The 15,506-nt window shown below is 70.0% G+C and carries 11 protein-coding genes; 9 read left to right on the forward strand and 2 right to left on the reverse strand.

The window, feature by feature from the left end:
- Positions 1 to 110: 110 nt before the first annotated feature.
- Complete coding sequence (locus tag AB0I32_RS06410; RefSeq protein WP_357504037.1) at positions 111 to 1,628, forward strand: MDR family MFS transporter; 1,518 nt, start codon at positions 111 to 113, stop codon at positions 1,626 to 1,628.
- A gap of 88 nt (positions 1,629 to 1,716) precedes the next feature.
- Here the strand turns inward: AB0I32_RS06410 and AB0I32_RS06415 are convergent, their stop codons facing one another.
- Complete coding sequence (locus AB0I32_RS06415) at positions 1,717 to 2,982, reverse strand: SMI1/KNR4 family protein (protein ID WP_357504039.1); 1,266 nt, start codon at positions 2,980 to 2,982, stop codon at positions 1,717 to 1,719.
- A gap of 62 nt (positions 2,983 to 3,044) precedes the next feature.
- On the opposite strand from AB0I32_RS06415, the gene AB0I32_RS06420 reads away from it, so the two are divergent.
- Positions 3,045 to 3,995 (forward strand): ribose-phosphate diphosphokinase, encoded by a 951-nt coding sequence (locus tag AB0I32_RS06420; RefSeq protein ID WP_357504041.1) that lies wholly within the window; start codon positions 3,045 to 3,047, stop codon positions 3,993 to 3,995.
- A 19-nt stretch (positions 3,996 to 4,014) separates the two neighbouring features.
- On the opposite strand, the gene AB0I32_RS06425 is transcribed toward AB0I32_RS06420, so the two are convergent.
- Positions 4,015 to 5,451 carry a CCA tRNA nucleotidyltransferase gene (locus tag AB0I32_RS06425; RefSeq protein WP_357504043.1) on the reverse strand — a complete coding sequence of 479 codons (1,437 nt, stop codon included), beginning with the start codon at positions 5,449 to 5,451 and terminating at the stop codon, positions 4,015 to 4,017.
- 152 nt (positions 5,452 to 5,603) lie between these two features.
- Between AB0I32_RS06425 and AB0I32_RS06430 the strand changes: the two genes are divergently transcribed.
- The 7 genes from AB0I32_RS06430 (at position 5,604) to AB0I32_RS06460 (ending at position 15,432) form a co-directional block, all read left to right on the forward strand.
- On the forward strand, positions 5,604 to 6,236 hold the full coding sequence (locus AB0I32_RS06430) for an NUDIX hydrolase (RefSeq protein WP_357504045.1): 633 nt from the start codon (positions 5,604 to 5,606) through the stop codon (positions 6,234 to 6,236).
- Positions 6,233 to 8,500, forward strand: a complete 2,268-nt coding sequence (locus AB0I32_RS06435) for a DUF6049 family protein (RefSeq protein ID WP_357504047.1) — start codon at positions 6,233 to 6,235, stop codon at positions 8,498 to 8,500. Before AB0I32_RS06430 ends, AB0I32_RS06435 begins: the two co-directional genes overlap by 4 nt.
- A gap of 85 nt (positions 8,501 to 8,585) precedes the next feature.
- Complete coding sequence (gene murJ / locus AB0I32_RS06440; protein ID WP_357504049.1) at positions 8,586 to 10,316, forward strand: murein biosynthesis integral membrane protein MurJ; 1,731 nt, start codon at positions 8,586 to 8,588, stop codon at positions 10,314 to 10,316.
- A 165-nt stretch (positions 10,317 to 10,481) separates the two neighbouring features.
- Positions 10,482 to 12,350 carry a hypothetical protein gene (locus tag AB0I32_RS06445; RefSeq protein WP_357504051.1) on the forward strand — a complete coding sequence of 623 codons (1,869 nt, stop codon included), beginning with the start codon at positions 10,482 to 10,484 and terminating at the stop codon, positions 12,348 to 12,350.
- 217 nt (positions 12,351 to 12,567) lie between these two features.
- A complete protein-coding gene (gene trxB, locus AB0I32_RS06450) occupies positions 12,568 to 13,563 on the forward strand; it encodes a thioredoxin-disulfide reductase (RefSeq protein WP_357504054.1) in 996 nt (331 codons plus the stop codon).
- 69 nt (positions 13,564 to 13,632) lie between these two features.
- Positions 13,633 to 13,959, forward strand: coding sequence for a thioredoxin (trxA, locus tag AB0I32_RS06455; protein ID WP_357448134.1), 327 nt, complete (start codon positions 13,633 to 13,635; stop codon positions 13,957 to 13,959).
- 237 nt (positions 13,960 to 14,196) lie between these two features.
- Positions 14,197 to 15,432, forward strand: coding sequence for a PLP-dependent aminotransferase family protein (locus AB0I32_RS06460; RefSeq protein WP_357504285.1), 1,236 nt, complete (start codon positions 14,197 to 14,199; stop codon positions 15,430 to 15,432).
- Positions 15,433 to 15,506 lie beyond the last annotated feature (74 nt).

Genomic DNA, 15,506 nt, shown 5'->3' on the forward strand with positions numbered 1-15,506 from the left:
CGATCATCGGAGGGAATACCCGACGATGTTCCGGCGTCGTTTAGACGTAGGTCGCGTGCAATGTCGCTCTCGATCTCGGCCCGCGCGCACCGTACCGAGAGGGCAAGCCTATGAGTACCGACATCCTCGACACATCCGACCACCTGCACGAACCACCTGCCACGTCGCCCGCCGCGGTCGACGAGGTCGCACCAGCCCGCGCCGACAAGCTGGCTCCCGGCCACTTCCGCGCCATCGCGCTGCTCATGGCGAGCGCCTTCACGGTGATCCTCAACGAGACCACCATGTCGGTCGCGCTCCCGCCGATCATGGCGGACCTCGGGATCACGGCCACGACCGGCCAGTGGCTCACCACCGCGTTCATGCTGACGATGGCAGTGGTCATCCCGGCGACGGGGTTCCTCATCAACCGGCTCGGCACGCGCGGTGCCTACCTGCTGGCGATGGCCCTGTTCACGGCGGGCACCGCTCTGGCGATGATCGCGCCGGGCTTCGCGATCCTCGTGACCGGCCGCGTCGTCCAGGCGACGGGTACCGCGATCATGATGCCGCTGCTCATGACGACGATCATGACGATCGTGCCGCCGCACATGCGGGGACGCATCATGGGTAACGTCACGCTGGTCATCGCGCTGGCACCGGCGCTCGGCCCGGCGCTGTCGGGTGCGGTCCTGGAGCCACTGGGCTGGCGCGGCGTCTTCGGCGTCGTGCTGCCGATCTCGGCGCTCGCCCTCGTGGCGGGCATCCTCTGGATCCGCGACGTGTCCGACAAGGACGAGCATCACCTCGACCCGCTGTCCCTGCTGCTCGCGCTGGTCGCGTTCGGCGGAATGGTGTGGGGCCTGTCGGGCCTTGGCGAGGCGGCACAGCACGCCACCCCGATCAACCCGTGGATCCCGCTCGGGGTGGGCCTCGCTGTGCTCGGCCTGTTCATCTGGCGGCAGATCGCCAGGCAGCGCACCGACTCCGCGCTGCTCGACCTGCGGACGTTCCTCGAGTCGAACTTCCGCGTCGCGGTCGCCATCATGGCGGTCTCGATGATGGCGATGTTCGGCACACTGATCGTGCTGCCGCTCGTGCTGCAGGAGGCCCTGAGCCTGGCGCCGCTGACCGTGGGCCTGATCATGCTGCCGGGTGGCGTCGCGATGGGTGTGCTCGGCCCGATCGTCGGCCGCTGGTACGACAAGTTCGGCCCGCGGCCGATCCTGATCCCGGCCACCGCCCTGGTCACCGTCGCGATCGGCGCGTTCGCGTTCATCTCGCCCACGACGTCGATCTTCTACATCCTCGGCGCGCACATCCTGCTGATGGTCGGCCTGGCCTCCGTGTTCACGCCGCTGTTCAGCGCCGCGCTCGGGGTGCTCAAGCCGCACCAGTACTCACACGGTTCGGCCACGATCAACACGGTGCAGCAGGTGGCCGGTGCCGCCGGTACCGCGCTGTTCATCGCGATCATGACCATCCACTCCACGTCCCTGACCGAGGCAGGCGCGTCTGCAGCGGAGGGCATGGCCGGCGGTGCAGGCCTGGCCTTCGGGATCGGCGCCGGCGTGATGGCGGTGACCATCGGGCTGGCGACGATGATCAAGCGCCCGGAGTCGGACGGCGAGTTCAGCGGCGGTCACTGACCCGGCAGGGTAAGGGCCGCGGGCTTGCGGAGGGCGGGAATCCGGTACCGGGTTCCCGCCCTCTTCGCGTCCTGGTCAGGTCCGCGCCCTACCGATCGAAGAGCCGGTCGAGCAGGCCCTTCCGCTCGGGGCGGTTCACACGAGTGACCTCGATGGGCTCCAGATCGCGCAGGTCGAGCAGGCGGTTCGCGGTCGAGACGGACTCTGTCAGGGCCGGCGGGCGGGCCGGGTCGGGGACGAGGCCTGCCGCCTTGAGCGTTTCCGGCACCGTCCCGGCGTCGAGGCGCTCGGCCCAGCCTGCCGGGTCGAGGTTCAGGAACTCCGGCCCTGGCTCGTCGACCCCCGGCTGCTCGGGCCCCCGCTGGTCGAGCTTGTCGAGACCCGGTTCCGCCGGGCTCGCCGTCCGCCCGACGAGCAGCGCCGCCAGGCTCTCCGCCCGATATACCGCACCGGCGCGCATCTCGTGGTCGAGCAGCAGGATCTGTCCTACATGCCCGTTCGCACCCGGCGCGAGATCGGCGGCGTAGACGTTCCCGGCGCCGTCGGTCCCCACGGGGAACCAGAGCGGCGAGCCGATCACCGACTGCACCCTGCCCGACGGATCCTCCGGGGCGAACGTACCGACGTCGGCGGTCCAGGTGCTGAAGCGTGCGGCAGGCAGGAACGCCTCCCGGAGAAAGCTGCCGCTCAGCGGCACTATCTCGAACCCGCCGAACCGGTCCTCCTCGGGCGCGAGCTTCAGGTTGCCCGATCCTGCCGACGCATACAGCGCACGCACCTCGTCAGGCAGGTGCGAGCCGGCGGGCAGGTTCGCCTCGGCGGCGGCCATCTCGTCGGGTGTCGCGCCGACGGCGTCGGGCATCCGCTCGGTGATCACGCGCGCCACGGCATCCGGATCGGCGGACGGCGCTACGGCGGTGTCCGACGGCGGCACTATCGTGGCGAGGTACTGCGCCGGGAGGGCTCCCGGCTCCAGCACGACCTCGAGGATCGGCGTGCCCGGTCCGGAGACGACGGCCGACGGCAGCGCGACGAGCTCTACCGCATCTCCGTCGGGGCGACCGGCGGCAACCACCCGCACGAGTTGCTCGGCGTCCGGCGTGAGCTCGGCGAGCGCGCGCAGTGCGTCGTCGAGATCTGCCTTCGGACCACGTTCGCCGGTCCGGGCGGCCTCGCGCGCGAGCTTGCGGTAGTGGTCGCGGCGGAGGTCGGCGTCGCCGTCGTCCAGATAGGTGCCCTGCCACGCGCCGCGGCCGATGGTGCCGACGAACTCGCTCACGTCCGCCCCGGGCGGTGCGGAGCGACGCAGCGCGTCGACGAACGGTTCCCAGGTCTGCCAGTCGGTGAGGCTCACCCACCACATGATGCCGTCTCGTTGCTGGGCACGTCGGCTCGACGTTCCGTAGACTTCCAGCCATGGCCGAGGTACGGGTCTTCGCGGGTACCGGGGGTCAGCGCTTCGCTCACGAGATGTGCGCTGATCTCGACGTCGCGCTGAGCCCGATCAACATCCAGCGCTTCGCCAACGACTGCCTGCAGGTCCAGCTCCTGGAGAACTGTCGCGAGCGCGACGTGTACCTGGTGCAGCCCGTGGCACGCCCCACCCAGGAGAACCTGATGGAGCTCCTGCTGATGATCGACGCCGCCAAGGGCGCGTCGGCGGCTCGGATCACCGCCGTCATGCCGCACTTCGCGTATGCCCGCTCCGACAAGAAGGATGCGCCGCGCATCTCGGTCGGCGGCCGCCTCGTCGCGGACCTGCTGGAGACGGCGGGCGTGGACCGCATCCTCACGATGACGCTGCACGCACCACAGGTGCAGGCGTTCTTCCGGGTTCCGACCGATCAGCTCAACGCGCTCCGCGAGCTCGCGGCGCACTTTCTGCCGAGCGACCTGTCCAAGGCCACCGTGGTCTCCCCCGACCTCGGGAACGCGAAGAGCGCGTCGGCGTTCGCCAAGATGCTCGGTGTTCCCGTCGCGGCGGCCGCGAAGGAGCGGTTCGACGGCGACCGGGTCGAGATCACGTCCCTGATCGGCGACGTCACCGGCCGCGACATCATCGTGCTCGACGACGAGATAGCCAACGGGTCCACGATCATCGCCATCCTCGACCTGCTGCGCGAGCACGGCGCGCGCAGCGTGCGGATCGCCTGCACGCACGGGATCTTCGCCAACGACGCGGTCCACCGCATCGCCGCCGACCCCGACGTGGTCGAGATCGTCACCACCAACACGGTGCCGTCGACCGGGCTGCTGGCGCACGACAAGCTGACGGTGATCAGCGTCGCGCCGGCGTTCGCCGAAGCGGTACGCCGCATCCACAGCGGCGAGTCGGTCAGCGCCCTCTTCGACCCGACCCACGTCTGACACCGGGGTCTTCGGGGAGCTACCGCTCAGCCCACCACTTCTTCAGTTCTTCCGTCGCCGCTTCCTCGCCCAGCGGGCCGCGCTCCATACGGAGGCTCAGCAGGTACTTGTACGCCTCGCCCACCTCGCGCGACGGCGAGATCCCGAGGATCGCCATGATCTGCGTCCCGTCCAGGTCCGGGCGGATCGCGTCGATCTCCTCCTGCTCGCGCAGTGCGGAGATCCGGTCCTCCAGGTCCGTGTACGCGTCGGACAGCCGCTTGGCCTTCCGCTTGTTGCGTGTCGTCGAGTCGGCACGGGTGAGGCGGTGCAGCCGCTCGAGGAGCGGGCCTGCGTCGGTCACATAGCGGCGGACGGCGGAGTCCGTCCATGCGCCCTCCCCGTACCCGTGGAACCTCAGGTGCAGTTCTACGAGCCGCGACACGTCCTTGACCACCTGCTTCTCGAACTTGAGGGCCTTGAGCCGCTTGGCGGTGAGCTTGGCCCCGACCACCTCGTGGTGGTGAAAGCTGACTCCACCGCCGGGCTCGAACCGGCGTGTGGCGGGCTTGCCGATGTCGTGCAGCAGTGAGGCCAGGCGCAGCACCAGATCCGGTGCCGGCACAGCGCCGTCCGGGCCGGTCTCCTGGGCGATCGCCTGCTCCAGCACGGTGAGCGAGTGCTGGTAGACGTCCTTGTGCCGGTGGTGCTCGTCGATCTCGAGCTGGAGCGCGGGCAGCTCGGGCAGCACCTGCTCCGCAAGGCCGGTGTCGACGAGGACCTCGAGACCCGCGCGCGGGTTGTCGCTCAGGAGCAGCTTGGTGATCTCCGCCTGCACGCGCTCTGACGACACGATCTCGATCCGCTCAGCCATCGCGACCAGCGCGGCGAGCGTCCCTGGTTCCACGTGAAACGAGAGCTGGGCCGCGAACCGGGCGGCGCGCATCATGCGCAGCGGGTCGTCGTCGAACGAGCGCTCGGGGGCGATGGGCGTGCGCAGCACCCCCGCCGCGAGGTCGCTCAGGCCGTTGAACGGATCCACGAACGCCAGGTCGGGCACGCGTACGGCCATCGCGTTCACGGTGAAGTCGCGGCGCGACAGGTCGCCGTCGAGCGAGTCCCCGAACTCGACCAGCGGCTTGCGCGACGCCGGGTCGTACTTGTCGGTCCGGTACGTCGTCACCTCGACCACGACGTCCCCGCGCCGTGCGCCGATGGTGCCGAACTCCCGGCCGATGTCCCAGTTCGAGTCGCCCCAGCGCGCGAGGATCTTCTGCGTCTGGTTCGGCGAGGCCGACGTCGCGAAGTCCAGGTCGTTGCTCGCCCGACCCAGGAACGCGTCCCGGACCGGACCACCGACCAGCGAGAGCTCGTGCCCAGCGGCGCGGAACTGGTCGCCCAGTTCGAGCGCGGCGGGCGCCATCTCGGTCAGCACGCCGAGCGCGCGCCGCAACAGATCCTGCTCAGGGGTAGACACAGCCCAAGATTCTCCCAGACGCGGCCGGGCAACACTCACCGCAAGATCACCCGCACCGGCAAACGCGGTCCTGACGTCCGAACCAGTGCCCGAAACCGCCCGCGCCCCTGCTCCTGACCAGACCAACGGTGCTCAGTCGGTAGTGTTGGGGCATGTCCACCCCAGTTCCGGCGAGCGACCGTCCTGACGGTCGCCCGGAGGTGCCCCCGCCGCCCGGCGGAGCGCCCTTGCGGGTGAATCCTGCCCGGCGCGCAGCGGCGAACAGCCCGACACACCTGCCGATCGTCGACGAGACCTCCGCGGGCGGCCTGGTGCTGAGAGGCGGCTCCGAACGGCCCGAGGACTTCAGCGCCGCAGTGCTGCTGCGCCGGAACCGAACGGGTCGCCTGGAGTGGTGTCTGCCGAAGGGACATCTCGAGGGCCGCGAGACGCCCCAGGAGGCGGCGATCCGCGAGATCCGCGAGGAGACCGGGATCCGCGGCTCGATCCAGGCGGAGCTCGGCGTGATCGACTACTGGTTCACCGGTGAGGACCGGAGAGTCCACAAGGTGGTGCACCATTACCTCTTGCGCGCGGAGGGCGGTCGCCTGACCGTGGAGGACGATCCGGACGGCGAAGCCGAGGACGCTCTCTGGGTCAGGGTCGACGAGCTCGCTGCGCGCCTGTCGTACCCGAACGAGCAGCGACTGGCCGTCGCCGCCCTGGACCTTCTCGAGTCGTCGAGCAGTCTCCGGGACGCGCTGCGTGCTGACGCCTTCCCCACGGAGCGCCCCGACCTGCCATGACGCAGCACCCCGACCTCGCACACAGTTCCGCCCTCCGCCGGGCGGCCCGCCACACCGGCAAGACAGGCGCCGTGCTCCTGGCGGCCATGCTGCTTGCCGGGTCCACCATGGTTCCGGCGAACGCCACCCTTCCGACGTCGGGAGGTGCCCCCACCGGTACGGCCCCGGCTCCTGTCTCCGACACGGTCGCCGCAGATCTCTCCGAGGGTGTCCACGCCGCGCCGTCGGCCCAGGGCACGCTGGACGTCTCGATCACCGCCGTCTCGCACCCGACGGCGAAGCCGGGCGACAAGGTGACCATCCGGGCCAAGGTCACCAACCACACCGGTGCCGCGGTCTCGGGCGCGGACGCGAGCCTGTACGTCGACTACGCGGCGCTGACGTCCCGCAGCCAGGTCTCCGAGTGGGCGTCCGCCGGCCTGCTGGACCCGGTCAAGGGACAGCCCACCACGAAGCCGCTCGGGCGGCTGAGCCCGGGTGCGTCCAAGGACGTGTCCTTCACCTACGACCCGGGCGCCCAGACGTTCCTGGGTTTCGGCCCTCGACGGCTCGCGGTCAGCGTCGACGACGCCACGGGCCGGCTCGGCATCGCGCGCTCGTTCCTGCTCTACGACGCCGACGGCGCTGAGCGCGCACCCGTGCGGCTCAGTGTGCTCGCCGGTGTGACAGGGCCTGCGACCGATCCCGCCGACCGGAGCATGGTGGAGATCGAGCTGGCGCAGCTGGCGGCTGCCGGTCAGCGCCTGGACGGCGTGGTGGAGGTCGCGGAGGGCGGCATGCTGTCGCTCGCGGTGGACCCAGCGGTGGTGGCCGTGGCGGTGAAGTCCAACGACTCCGCGCTCGCCGCCTGGTCGGACCGCCTGCTCGAGGTCGCGGGCAACACCACCACCTACGCGCTCCCCGACCGGGACCCCGACCTCGCCGCACTGGCGCACGCCAACATCCGTACGACCGGCCCGCGAAGCTTCCTCCGCGCACCCCGGATGGGCAGCTGGCCCGTTCCCGAGAGCTGGCGGTCGAACTTCGCCTGGCCCGCCGACGGGTTCGTGCCGGACGTGCAGACGCTCGGGCTCGCCGTCTCCGCCGGCCGGCCGAACGTCGTGGTCAGCGGTGGGCTGGGCGTCAAGGAGGGTGGCACGGCGACCGGCCGGGCCGAGGTCCGCACCTCGTCGGGTACCGCGCACGCCGCCGTCACGGACTCCACCCTCACGCATGCCTTCCTCTCCGCGACCGACCTGTCGCAGGCAGAGGCCACGAGCACCGAGAACGCGGCTGACACGAAGTCGGCGGGTACGACCACAACGGCCGCGGAAGGGACGCAACGCCTCCTCGCGGAGACGGCAGCTGTCGTCAGCCAGGCGCCGGCCGAACCGCCGACCATGTCGATAGTCGCGCCGCGCACCTGGACGCCTGACGCCGCTGCCGCGACCGCGATCCTGAAGGCGCTCGACGAGGCCGAGTGGATCGAGACGACCACGCTGGACAAGGTGTTCGCGCACGATGCGCCGGACGTCGTCCGCACGCCTCTCCCGAACCGCCGCGTGGCGGAGGCCGAGCTCTCCACCACCAGCGTCGCTGCGCTGGAGAAGACACGCGACGCGGTGGTGACGTTCTCCTCGGTCGCCGTCGAGAACCCTGGCACGATCTGGCGGCCGGGCGTGACCCGCCTGACCGCACCGCTGGCCGTCGCGCAGCGGGCGGACCCAGGCCTCCGCGAGCTGCTCGTCCGGCGGACGCTGGACGCGAGCAACCAGCTCACGCGGCAGTCCATATCGGTGGTGCCCCGCCAGGACATCAACTTCATCACCGACGTGGGAAACATCCCGGTGCGCGTGCGCAACTCACTCGATATGGACGCGACGGTGACCGTGGTGCTCCGCCCGGACCACCCGCGCCTCACGGTCGGCGCCCGTACCGCCGAGACGGTGCCGGCCGGACAGGAGATCGACGTACAGGTTCCCGTGCGCGCCATCGGCTCCGGCGACGTCGAGGTCACCGCACAGGTCCTCACGCCGACCGGCGCGAAGATCACCGACGACTCGTCGTTCCAGGTCCGTGTCCGCGCGGGCTGGGAGGAGGTCGGCACCTGGATCGCGGCGGGCCTCGTCGCGCTGCTGTTCCTCGCCGGGATCTGGCGTACGGTGCGCCGCGGACGCTCGCCGTACCGCGCCACCCGCGAGGATGTCGAGGAGGCGACGGCGGCCGAGGCGCCCGAGCCGATGTCCGGGGCGGCGGCGGACTCCGTGGCCGTCCGGGCAGAGTAGTGTTTCGGCCGCCGCACACGTCGGCCGCGCAGCACCGGGCAAGGCCCCAGACCACGGGAGTAGTCGCTTGACCCAGGAGAAAGCCGTGACCGTACCGACCGACCCCGCGTCGGACCCCAGCGCGGAGGCCGCGAGCGGTCCGGGCGCGCCCACCGCGCCACCGCCGGCGGCCCGCGGCCTGGGCCGCAACTCGATGGTGATGGCAGCGGGCACCGCTGCCTCCCGCCTCGGCGGGCTGGTGCGGAACCTGATGCTGGTGGCCGCGGTCGGCTCGGTCGGCACGGTCGCCAACGCGTTCGACGTCGCGAACAAGCTGCCCAACGTGATGTTCGCGATCCTCGCGGGCGGCATGCTGAACGCCGTGCTGGTGCCGCAGATCGTCAAGGCGTTCCGTGCGCACAACCCGCAGGAACGGATCGACAAGCTGCTCACCATCTCGGCGGTGGGCATTCTCGCCATCACTGCGATCCTCACCGGTGCATCGGCGTGGGTGGTGATGCTCTACACGGACGGCTGGACGGCGGAGCGGCTCGCGCTGGGCACCGTGTTCGCCTTCTGGTGCATCCCGCAGCTCTTCTTCTACGGCCTGTACACCCTGCTGGGCCAGGTGCTGAACGCGCGCGAGCAGTTCGGTCCGTTCATGTGGGCGCCGGTGGCCAACAACGTCGTCTCGGTCATCGGGTTCGGCATCTTCCTGGTGGTGTTCGGCACCGCGCCGGAGCTCGGCATCAACGACCTGTCGGAATGGGACACCCCGCGCACGATCCTGCTCGCGGGTACCGCCACGCTCGGTATCGCCACGCAGGCGCTGGTGCTGCTGGTCCCCCTGCTCCGCTCGGGCTTCCGCTGGCACTTCCGCCTGGGGCTGCGCGGTATCGGGCTGCGCTCGGCCGGGTCGGTGGCCCTGTGGACCTTCGCCGCGGTGGTGCTGGAGCAGGCCGGTGTCCTGTACCTGACCCGGGTCTCGTCCGAGGCGGGCGCGGCGAGCACTCCTCTGGTGGCGGTCGCCGGTAACGGCTCCTATGCGCAGGCACTCCTGATCTACCTGCTGCCGCACTCCCTCGTCACCGTCTCCATCGCGACCGCCCTGTTCACGGGCATCAGCAAGGCCGCACAGGAGGGCGACACGGACCGCGTCCGTGACGACCTCTCCATGGGTCTGCGCACGATCGGCGTCTTCACGGTGTTCGCCACCGCCGCCCTGACCGTGCTGGCCGCCCCTGCCACGGCGTTCATCGTCCCCACGGCGGGCGAGGAGGGCACCGCACTCATCGCGCCGGTGCTGGTCGCGCTCTCGTTCGGCCTGGTGCCACTCGGCGCGATGGCCCTCATGAAGTGGGTCTTCTACGCCTACGAGGACGGGCGCTCCGTCTTCTGGATCACCGTGCCGTCCACGCTCGTGCTGGTGGCCGGGCTGATCGCCGCACAGATCTGGCTGCCGATCGAGACCTGGGTGATCGCCGCCGCCGGCGCCTACGACCTGTCGAACTGGATCACCGTGCTCCTGCGCACCCGGGGGCTCAAGACCAAGCTCGGCGGGCGGCTCGACGGCGGCCGCGTGCTCGCGCTCCACGCCAAGACGCTCCTCGCGGCCGTTGTCTCCGGACTGGCCGGATGGGGGGTGTACCGGCTGGTCGGCGGGTTCGAGGCGCTCTCGTTCGGCAACGGCTGGGTGCTGACGATGCTCAGCGGCCTGTGGGTGTCGGCACTGTGCGGCCTGGTCATGGTCGTCATCTACGTGGTGCTGCTCCGGCTGCTCCGGGTCAAGGAGCTCGACCGCCTGCTCGGCCCGCTGCTCGCGCGGCTCAAGCGCTGACCCGCTCCGTCGTCGTACCGGAAGCGCAGATCGTTGATCTGCGCTTTCGTTGCGTCTCTGCGACATTTCGACGGGCTGTCGGCGGTTCCGCGTAGCATGGCGACGGTGCCCGACCCCTGCGGTCGCGCACCTGCTACTGTCCCCCGAGCGAGCGAGGAGGTCCGCGTGAGCACCGTCGAGCCAGGCATTGTGCTGGTCGAGAGATACAGGCTTGGCCAGCAGGCGTCGACCGACCTTGCCGCGGCGACCGCCTGGGAGGCACACGACCTGATCCTGGACCGCGAGGTCCGCTTGACCCTCGTGACCGGGCCCTATGCCGGTGATGCCCTGGACTCCGCCCGACGCGCCGCGCTCGTCACGGACCCTCGGCTGGTCCGGGTCCTCGACGCCGGGTCCGATGCCGACGGCCGCAAGTACGTCGTCACGGAGCCGCACACCGGGTCGACGCTGACCGAGATCGTCTCGAGCGGTCTGGTGGACGAGCAGCAGGCCCGGGCGATCGCAGGTGAGGCCGCCGCCGCCCTCGGCGTGGCGCACGCACGCGGTGTGCACCACACCGCGCTGCGCCCCGAGGCCGTGCGGGTGGATGGCCACCAGGTCCGGATCACCGGCCTGGGGCTCGACGGCGGTCTCGCTTCCGGTGAGACGCTCAACGTCCAGCCCGCGCAGCTCGACGCTCAGGGGCTCGTGGCCCTGCTCTACTACGCGATGACGGCACGCTGGCCGGGCCAGGATCTCGAGGCCGACTGGATCGCCAAGGACACCCTGATCCCGCTGCCCGCGCTGCTCGACGCTTCCGGCGCTGTGGCGCCGTTGTCCACGCTGGTTCCCCACGTGGACCCCGACATCGATGCTCTGGTGGGCCGCACGTTCGGTGCGGCCGGCAGCACCGACGGACCGATGAACCCCGACGACGTGACCACGGCTCTTCAGCCGTGGGGAGAGGTTTCCGTAGTGGCATCGCTGCCTGGATTTGTGCAGCCCGAGCCGGAGGGGCCGCGACGGCAGTCAATCGCCGACGCTTTCGGCGGCGAGGGCACGCCGCCCGTTCGACGCCCAGTCACCGGCCGGATCGCACGCAACGACGAGACGATGGCGACGGGAGCGGGCAACGTGCCCGCCGGTTATCCCGAGCCGCAGAACGACTACACGTACGAGCCGCAGGCGTTCGGGGGGCACGCCCCTGTACCGCCGCCTCCTCCGGATGGTGGTGTACCGGTGGGCTACGACCAGTTCGGCCAGCCGGCCGGCCAGGTCCCGCCTGGTTACGACCAGGGGCAGTACGCGCAGGAGGGTGCGCCTCAGCAGTACCCGCCGCAGTACGCGCCTGGCGGTTACGACCAGGGCGGCTATTACGGGCAGGACGGCGGGTTCGCCACCCAGCCCGCCCCCAAGCGCGGCGGGGTCAACCCGACGCCGATCGTGCTCGGGCTGGTCGGCGTCGCCGTGGTGGCCGGGCTGATCTGGGCCATCAACTCGGTGCTCTCGCCGACTCCGGAGCTGATCGCCGATGCTCCACAGTCGCCTGTGGCAAGCTCCCCGGCCGGCGGCGCCGGCGGTGAGGGTGAGGGCGAGGGCAGCTCGCCGCCCACTCCCCCGGCGCAGACGGAGGCGCGACCGGTGATCGATTCGGCCGCACTGCTCGGCACGCTCGACTGGAACGGCGAGACCATCGACCACCCCGAGAAGGTCGAGCTCGCGTACGACACCGACCCGGCCACGTTCTACTACACGACCACGTACCAGCAGGCCGCGTTCGGTGGTTACAAGGACTCGCTCGGCATGGAGCTCAAGCTGCGCGAGCCGGCCTCCGTCAGCAAGGTCGAGCTGCTGACCAACACTCCGGGCGGCAAGGTGCAGATCCTCAAGGGCGGTGCGGGTGGTGAGGTGCTCGCCGAGGGCACCTTCTCCAACACCACGACGTTCGAGCTGACCGAACCCGTCGTCAGTGATTCGTTCACCATCTGGGTGACCGAGCTACCGCAGGCGTCGAACGGTTTCCGGCTGGAGCTCAACGAGGTGGTGCTGAGCTGACCTGTCGTCAGCCAGCAGGAGCAATCCAGAACGCCGGTGGGAACGAACACATGATGTCGATGGTTCGTTTCCCCGGCGTTCTGGGCGTCTGAGCACCTGGATCCGATAGTCCATCGAAGAATGTCGATGTTATGTGGCGAGGTTCACGCTCGCGATGGCGCCACAGGTGACCTGGCCTGGAACACTAGGGCACGGTCGCGTGTTATGGCGTGTGCCCATGGAACTCGAGGAGAACACCTTGACCGAACAGACCACCGCTCCGGCTGCCGGGACCACCGACGCCCCCGTGCTCGACGTCGTCATCGTGGGGTCCGGCCCCGCGGGATATACCGCAGCCATCTACGCGGCGCGCGCGGGTTTTGCGCCCGTCGTCATCGCGGGCTCGGTCACTGCCGGTGGCGCGCTCATGAACACCACCGAGGTCGAGAACTTCCCGGGCTTTCCCGCCGGGATCCAGGGGCCCGACATGATGGAGGCCATGCGCGAGCAGGCCGAGAAGTTCGGCGCCAAGGTCATCTGGGACGACGCCGAGCAGGTCGAGCTGACCGGTGACGTCAAGACCGTCGTGACCGGCGGCGGCGACACCTACCGCGCCCGCGCGGTCATCCTCGCTACCGGATCCGCGTACCGCGAGCTGGGCATCTCCGACGAGAAGCGCCTCTCCGGACGCGGCGTCTCGTGGTGCGCGACCTGCGACGGCTTCTTCTTCCGTGACCAGGACATCGCTGTGGTGGGCGGTGGTGACTCCGCGATGGAGGAGGCCACGTTCCTCACCCGGTTCGCGTCCAAGGTCACCGTCGTGCACCGTCGCGACGACCTGCGCGCCTCGAAGATCATGGCCGAGCGCGCCCTCGCGGACCCGAAGATCGAGTTCGCGTGGAACAGCGAGGTCGCCGGTATCTCCGGCGACAGCAAGGTCTCGGGCATCAGCCTGCGCGACACGGTCACCGGCGAGATCCGGGACCTGGACGCGACCGGGCTGTTCGTCGCGATCGGCCACGAGCCCCGCACCGACCTGGTCAAGGGTCAGGTCGACCTGGACGAGAACGGCTACATCCTCGTCGAGGGCCGGAGCACACGGACCAACCTTCCCGGTGTCTTCGCGTGCGGCGACGCCGTCGACCACACCTACCGCCAGGCGATCACGGCCGCCGGGTCGGGCTGCTCCGCGGCGCTCGACGCCCAGGCCTTCCTCGACTCGCTGAACGACTGATCTCCCGGCCGGTTCCCACCGACCCCGCCCCTCTCGGCCCCCCAGGGGCCATGAACAAGGAGATGCTGGATGAGCACCATCAAGGTCACCGACGACACCTTCAAGACCGAGGTCCTCGACTCTGACATTCCTGTCTTCGTCGACTTCTGGGCAACCTGGTGCGGCCCGTGTCGCATGGTGGCGCCGATCCTCGAGGAGCTGTCGGAGGAGTACGAGGGCAAGATCAAGATCGTCAAGATCGACACCGACGAGAACCGCCAGACCGCCATGGACTACGGCATCGTGTCGATCCCGACGCTCAACGTCTACAAGGGCGGTGAGGTCGTCAAGTCGATCATCGGTGCACGCCCGAAGCGCGCGCTGACCGAGGAGATCGACGAGGTCCTCGCGGGCTGACCTCGCACCACACCGCGACGAAGAGCGCGTGTCCGTCTCGCCCGACGACGTCATCGGGCGGCTCGGGACACGCGCTCTTTGTCGTCACCGTCCGCGTAGTCTCACCGTTTCGCCACGAACGGACACTCGGCCACACACCACCCCCGTGCGAGACTGGGCCGCGTGAACGAGCTTCCCGAGACCGCCGGTAACCGCCTCGACCCGTGGTTCGGCGCATACGCGGCGCGGGCGCACGGCATGCGTGCCTCGGAGATCCGGGCACTCTTCTCGGTCGCGAACCGTCCCGAGGTGGTGTCGCTCGCGGGTGGCATGCCTTACCTCGAGGGTCTCCCCCTCGACGTCATCGCGGACACCATGCAGCGGCTCATAGCCACGAAGGGAACCACTGCCCTGCAGTACGGTTCCGGTCAGGGCGAAGAGAGCCTGCGTGAGCACATCACGCAGGTCGTCGCACTCGAAGGCGTCTCCGCCCACCCTGACGACGTGGTCGTCACCACTGGCTCGCAGTCCGCGCTGGACCTGGTGACCCGCATCTTCATCGACCCGGGTGACGTCGTCATCGCCGAGGCGCCGTCCTACGTCGGAGCGCTCGGCGTGTTCCGGTCCTACCAGGCGGACGTCGTCCAAGTGCCGCTCGATGCTGACGGACTCGTCCCCGCGGAGCTGGACGCGACGCTGACCCGCCTCGCGGCCGAGGGCCGCCGCGTGAAGTTCCTCTACACGGTCCCGACGTTCCAGAACCCTGCGGGTGTCTCACTCTCCGCCGAGCGTCGCCCGCAGCTGCTGGAGATCTGCCGTCGGCACGGCGTCCTCGTCGTCGAGGACAACCCGTACGGTCTGCTCGGCTTCGACGAGGAGCCCCTGCCCGCGCTGCGCTCCTACGACAGCGACGGCGTGCTGTACCTCGGTTCGTTCTCCAAGACGTTCGCCCCGGGATACCGGGTCGGTTTCGTGATCGCACCGCATGCCGTGCGCGACAAGCTGGTCCTTGCGAGCGAGTCGGCGGTGCTGTCTCCCTCCAATGCCTCGCAGCTCGCCGTGGCGACCTACCTCGAGACGTGCGACTGGAAGGCGCAGATCAAGGCCTACCGCGAGCTGTATCGCGAACGGCGCGATGCTCTCGTGGGCGCGCTCGGCGAACACCTCCCGAGTGCGTCGTGGAACGTGCCGAAGGGCGGGTTCTTCGTGTGGGTGCGGCTGCCGGAGGGCCTCGACTCCCGCGCCATGCTTCCTCGGGCCGTCACCGCGCGCGTCGCGTACGTCCCGGGCACGGCGTTCTACTACGACGGGAGCGGTTCCGACCACATGCGGCTGTCGTTCTGCTTCCCCACGCCGGAGCGTATCCGCGAGGGTGTGCGCCGGCTGGCGGGCGTCGTCAACGGTGAGGCCGAGCTGGTGCAGATCTTCGGCACCGCAGGGCGTCCCGACCCCGACACGGACGACGTCGAAGCCCCCGCTCCGGACCTGGCATGACGTCACGCCCGACGTCGGAGGTGCCGGCCGCCCCGAAGGTCGGGCTGTCTGGCACGATGGCAGCTGACCCGTCG

It is taken from the genome of Promicromonospora sp. NPDC050249 (assembly GCF_040656015.1).
GTDB lineage: Bacteria > Actinomycetota > Actinomycetes > Actinomycetales > Cellulomonadaceae > Promicromonospora.

What these genes read in the sequence shown, in the direction of transcription:
- trxB (WP_357504054.1), top strand. Translation starts at nt 12,568, where the DNA reads ATGGAACTCGAGGAGAACACCTTGACCGAACAGACCACCGCTCCGGCT.
- AB0I32_RS06430 (WP_357504045.1), top strand. Translation starts at nt 5,604, where the DNA reads ATGTCCACCCCAGTTCCGGCGAGCGACCGTCCTGACGGTCGCCCGGAG.
- AB0I32_RS06435 (WP_357504047.1), top strand. Translation starts at nt 6,233, where the DNA reads ATGACGCAGCACCCCGACCTCGCACACAGTTCCGCCCTCCGCCGGGCG.
- AB0I32_RS06410 (WP_357504037.1), top strand. Translation starts at nt 111, where the DNA reads ATGAGTACCGACATCCTCGACACATCCGACCACCTGCACGAACCACCT.
- AB0I32_RS06460 (WP_357504285.1), top strand. Translation starts at nt 14,197, where the DNA reads ATGCGTGCCTCGGAGATCCGGGCACTCTTCTCGGTCGCGAACCGTCCC.
- AB0I32_RS06420 (WP_357504041.1), top strand. Translation starts at nt 3,045, where the DNA reads ATGGCCGAGGTACGGGTCTTCGCGGGTACCGGGGGTCAGCGCTTCGCT.
- trxA (WP_357448134.1), top strand. Translation starts at nt 13,633, where the DNA reads ATGAGCACCATCAAGGTCACCGACGACACCTTCAAGACCGAGGTCCTC.